Raw genomic sequence first — 5,187 nt, 5'->3', positions numbered from 1 at the left:
CAGCAGCGGCTGCTGCTCGAGACCGCCTGGGAGGCGCTGGAACGGGCAGGTATCGACCCGGTTTCGCTGCACGGCAGCCGCACCGGTGTGTTCATCGGGTCCAATGCTCAGGACTACGCCGCCCTGTTGCACAACGACACGGCAGAGCTCGGTGGCTATCTCGCCATCGGAAACGCCGCGAGCGTCATGTCCGGACGGATCGCCTATTCCCTGGGTTTCCGAGGGCCGGCCGCGACCGTGGACACCGCGTGCTCGTCGTCGCTGGTAGCGCTGCACTGGGCGGCCCAGGCCTTGCGCCGGAGCGAGTGCTCCATGGCGCTTGTGGGTGGGGCGTCGGTGATGTCCACCCCCGGGGCTTTCCTGGAGTTCTCCCGGCAACGTGGTCTGGCGGCCGACGGCCGGTGCAAGGCCTTTGCCGAAGCGGCCGACGGCACCGGCTGGGGCGAAGGCATCGGCATGCTGCTGGTGGAACGGCTGTCGGACGCACGCAGCAACGGACACAGGGTCCTGGCCGTCGTCCGGGGCTCGGCGATCAACCAGGACGGGGCGAGTAGTGGTCTCACCGTCCCCCACGGGCCCTCCCAGCAGAGGGTGATCCGCCAGGCGCTTTCTGACGCCGGTCTGTCTCCGGCCGATGTCGACGTGGTGGAGGCCCATGGCACGGGGACCCGGCTCGGCGATCCGATCGAAGCACAGTCCTTGCTGGCGACCTACGGGCAGGACCGACACGAGAACCGGCCGCTGCGGCTGGGATCGCTCAAGTCGAACATCGGTCACACGGCGGGTGCGGCCGGTGTGGCCGGTGTGATCAAGATGGTGATGGCGATGCGGCACGGGGTGCTGCCGCAGACCCTGCACGTCGACAAGCCGTCGGCGCACGTCGACTGGACGGCCGGGCGCGTCGAGCTGCTGACCGAGCAGATGGACTGGCCCGAGACGGGCGAGCCGCGCCGGGCGGGGGTGTCCTCGTTCGGAATCAGCGGCACCAACGCGCATGTGATCCTTGAACAGGCAGTCCTCGACAGCCCGTCGGCCCCCGGCCCGGCAGACGCCCCAGGAACTGACGCACGAACCCTGCTGGCCACCAGCACCGCACCATGGGTGCTCTCAGGGAAGTCGCCGGAGGCGGTCGCGGCCCAGGCCGCCCGTCTGCTGGCGCATCTGGAGACACGCCGCGGTGGCGATCCGGCCCCGGTGGACATCGCTTGGTCGCTAGCGACCACCAGGGCCTCGCTCGAACATCGCGTGGCCCTGGTGGCTGAGGACCACGACGGCTTCCTGTCCGCACTCCGGTCCGTGGCCCACGTCGGGACGGCTCCCGGCGCTGTACAGGGGACCGCGTCCCGCAGGGTCAAGCCGGTCTTCGTGTTCCCTGGGCAGGGTGCGCAGTGGACCGGGATGGCGTCCGGCCTGGTGGAGTCGTCCCCCGTCTTCGCGGCGCGGCTCGCAGAGTGTGGTGAGGCGCTGGCCCCGTACACGGACTGGTCCCTCCTGGACGTGGTGCGACGTGTGGAGGGCGCCCCTTCGTCGGACCGGGCGGACGTCATGCAGCTGGTGCTGTGGGCGGTCATGGTCTCGCTGGCCGAGCTCTGGCGTTCGTGCGGAGTGGAGCCGGCTGCTGTCATCGGCCACTCCCAGGGCGAGATCACCGCAGCCACCGTTGCCGGAGCCCTTTCCCTCCCGGACGCGGCCCGCCTGGTGGCGCGGCGGCGAGAAGTGACGATGCCCCTTTCCGGCAAGGGCGGGATGGTGTCGGTGCCGCGCCCGGTGGAATGGGTGCGCGAGCAGGTGCAGATATGTGTATAAGAGACAGCGTCAACGGGCCCATGTCCGTCGTCGTATCGGGTGACCTGGATGCACTGGACGCCTTCGTGTCCGCGTGCGCGGCAGCCGGCGTACGGACCCGGCGCATCGCGATGGACTACGCGTCCCATTCGGCGCAGATCGAAAGCATCCGTGAGGGGCTGGCGGAGGCCCTGCAGGGGCTCGCCCCACGCTCCGCGGAGATTCCGTTCTACTCCACGCTGACGGGCGGGCTCATCGACACCGCCGGCCTGGACGCCGAGTACTGGTACCGGAACCTGCGGTCCATGGTGGCGTTCGAGGCGGCGACCACCGCCGCACTCGCCGACGGGCACACGGTGTTCATCGAGGTCAGCCCGCACTCGGTACTCACAGCAGGACTTCAGGAGACCTTCACAACGGTGGGCGGCGACGCGGTGGCGCTCGACACCCTGCGGCGAGGTGAGGACGAGCCCCGCCGGTTCATGACCTCGCTCGCCGCCGCCCACACGAACGGTGTGGAGCCGGACTGGCGTGCCGTTTACGCAGGTACCGGCGCCCGGCGCGTGGACCTGCCCACGTACGCGTTCCAGCACCGGCGCTACTGGTTGGCCCCGGCCGGCACGACGGACACCAACCGGCCCGGAACCGCCCCGGAGGACGACGCGTTCTGGACCGCCGTCGAGGGCGCGGATCTGGAGGCCCTCACACGGACACTCGCGGTCGACACCGAGCAGTCGTTCGCAGCGGCACTGCCCGCACTGTCCGCGTGGCGCCGACAGCGCACCGCTCTGTCGACCGTCGATTCCTGGCGCTACCGCGTGCTGTGGAAGCGCATCGCAGAAACGACCGCCACACCTCAGCCGACGGGCACGTATCTGGTGGCGGTGCCCGCGACGACCGCAGCCGATCCGTACCTCGACGCGTGCCTCGACGCACTCGCGCCCGTCGACACCGTCGTCATCCGTGTGGCTCCGGGCAGCGATCGCGACGCGCTGGCCGCCCTCATACGCACCGCGCTGGGCGACGCACCCGACACAGCCATGGCCGGGGTGCTGTCGCTGCTTGCTCTGGACGTACGCACCCACCCCCGGACGGACGCCGTTCCGGCCGGGCTCGCGCACACAGTTGCTCTCGTCCAGGCCCTCACGGACACCGCGGTGCAAGCTCCGCTGTGGATCGCCACCCGTGGCGCCGTCTCGGTGGGCCGCACGGATCACGTGACCGCCCCCGCCCAGGCCCTGCTCTGGGGACTCGGCGGCGTGATCAGCGCCGAACGCCCGCAGAGCTGGGGAGGCCTGCTCGACCTTCCCGAAGACCTCGACCGGCGGGCGTCCCGTCGTCTCCGCGCAGTCCTCGCTGCGCGCGGCGACGAGGAGAACCAGCTGGCGATCCGTGCCACAGGTGTGCACGGGCGCCGGCTCGTCCCCGCACCCCGCCCTACCCGTACTCCTGCCTCCCACGACTGGCGCTCGCCCCGAGGCACGGTGCTCATCACGGGCGGCACCGGCGCGCTGGGCGCCCACACCGCCCACTGGTTCGCGGAGAGGGGCGCCGAACACCTGCTGCTCGTCGGCCGACGCGGCGCCGATGCACCCGGCGCGGAGTCCCTGGCGGCCGAACTCAGGGCGAAGGGCTGCAAGGTCACCCTCGCGGCCTGTGACGCGGGTGACCGGTCCGCGCTGGCCGCCCTGCTCGCCTCGGTCCCGGCCGAGCTGCCCCTGACGGCGGTCGTGCACAGCGCGGCGCTGCTGGACGACAGCCTGCTGGACACCCTGAGCATCGGCCAGCTCGAACGTGCTCTCCAGGCGAAGTCACGAGCCGCGATGAATCTGCACGAACTCACCCGCGAGCTCGACCTCTCCGCTTTCGTGCTCTTCTCCTCCGTCGCAGGTCTGATCGGCGGCGCCGGTCAGGGGAACTACGCCCCTGCCAACGCCTTCCTCGACGCCCTCGCCCACCATCGCCGCGCCGAAGGCCTGACAGCCGTCGCGATCCAATGGGGTCACTGGCACGGCAGAGGCCTCGGAGCCGCGCAGGAAGAGAACTTCGCGCGCAGCGGTGTCGGCTCCATGGACCCTGAACTGGCGCTCCTGGCCCTGCAACAGGCTCTCCAGGATGACGAGACCTCGCTCGTCGTGGCAGATGTGCGGTGGGACCGGGCCGCCGGGCGGAACGCGGCGCTTCGGCCCAACCCACTGCTCCGCGAGCTGGCCCACGTCCATGAGGCGGACCCGGGCGCAGCCGGCCCGGCGCAGCAGGAGCCCGTACACCGTTCGGCGCTCGCCGCACGCCTGCGGTCCATGCCGGAACAGGAGGGCCTCCGCCTGTTGCTGGACCTGGTCCGCGACGAGGCCGCCGCGCTGCTGGGCCACGGATCCAAGGAAGCGGTGCCGACAGACAGAGCATTCCTGGACCTCGGATTCAGCTCGATCAGCGCGGTCGAGCTGCGCAACCGGCTCGACGCCGCATCTGGGCTCAGCCTGCCGACGACACTCGTTTACGACTACCCGTCCCCAGTTGCTCTTGCACGCCACCTGCGTTCCCAGTTGGGGCCGTCGCAGGACAGCGGAACCCTGACGGCTCCGGACGACCGCAGGGACGATGCGGACGACCCGGTCGCCATCGTCGGCATGAGCTGCCGCTTCCCCGGTGGCGTCACCTCGCCGGAAGAGCTGTGGGACCTGCTGGCCGCCGGATCGGACGGCATCACCACCCTGCCGGAGAACCGCGGATGGGACCTCGGTTCGCTCCACGGTCCGCGTGCCGACTCCGCCGGCACGGGCACCTCGTCCACAGGAGAGGGCGGCTTCCTGCACGAAGCCGCTGACTTCGACGCCGAGTTCTTCGGGATCTCGCCGCGTGAGGCGCTGGCGATGGACCCCCAGCAGCGGCTGCTGCTCGAAGCGTCCTGGGAGGTCCTCGAACGCGCGGGCATCGACCCTTCGTCGCTGTTCGGCAGCTCGACCGGAGTCTTCGCCGGTACGAACGGGCAGGACTACGCCCATCTCATGGGCGATGCGGGCGAGTCGGTCGCCGGGTACGGTGCCACGGGCAGCTCCGCCAGTGTGCTCTCCGGCCGGGTGTCCTACACGCTGGGACTCGAGGGCCCCGCAGTGACGGTGGACACGGCGTGCTCGTCGTCCCTGGTGGCGATGCACTGGGCGAGCCAGGCGCTGAGCTCGGGCGAATGCTCACTGGCCCTGGCCGGTGGGGTGACGGTCATGTCGACCCCGGGCGCCTTCGTCGAATTCTCCCGGCAGGGCGGCCTTGCACCGGACGGCCGGTGCAAGGCGTTCGCGGAAGCCGCGGACGGGACGGCGTGGGGCGAAGGGGTGGGCGTACTGCTGCTGGAGCGGCTGTCGGATGCGCGCCGGAACGGGCACGAGGTGCTGGCGGTGGTGC

General features: G+C 70.9%; 2 protein-coding genes and 1 pseudogene. All 3 read left to right on the top strand.

Annotated elements, in window-relative coordinates:
- On the top strand, window positions 1-1,806 hold a 1,806-nt coding region (locus IH13_RS39985; protein ID WP_158791505.1), incomplete at its 5' end, for a type I polyketide synthase.
- A pseudogene (locus IH13_RS46330) lies at window positions 1,773-2,510 on the top strand (acyltransferase domain-containing protein); the annotation flags it as partial. The gene IH13_RS39985 and the pseudogene IH13_RS46330, both read left to right, overlap by 34 nt.
- A 315-nt stretch (window positions 2,511-2,825) precedes the next feature.
- Window positions 2,826-5,187 (top strand): type I polyketide synthase (locus IH13_RS39980; RefSeq protein ID WP_420713446.1); only part of this gene is annotated, 2,362 nt, incomplete at its 3' end.

The sequence above is a fragment of the Streptomyces sp. NRRL WC-3549 genome (genome assembly GCF_000721935.1).
Taxonomy (GTDB): Bacteria; Actinomycetota; Actinomycetes; order Streptomycetales; family Streptomycetaceae; genus Streptomyces.
Note: the sequence above shows the minus strand (reverse complement) of the source record. Positions and strands in the feature narration are given on the sequence as shown.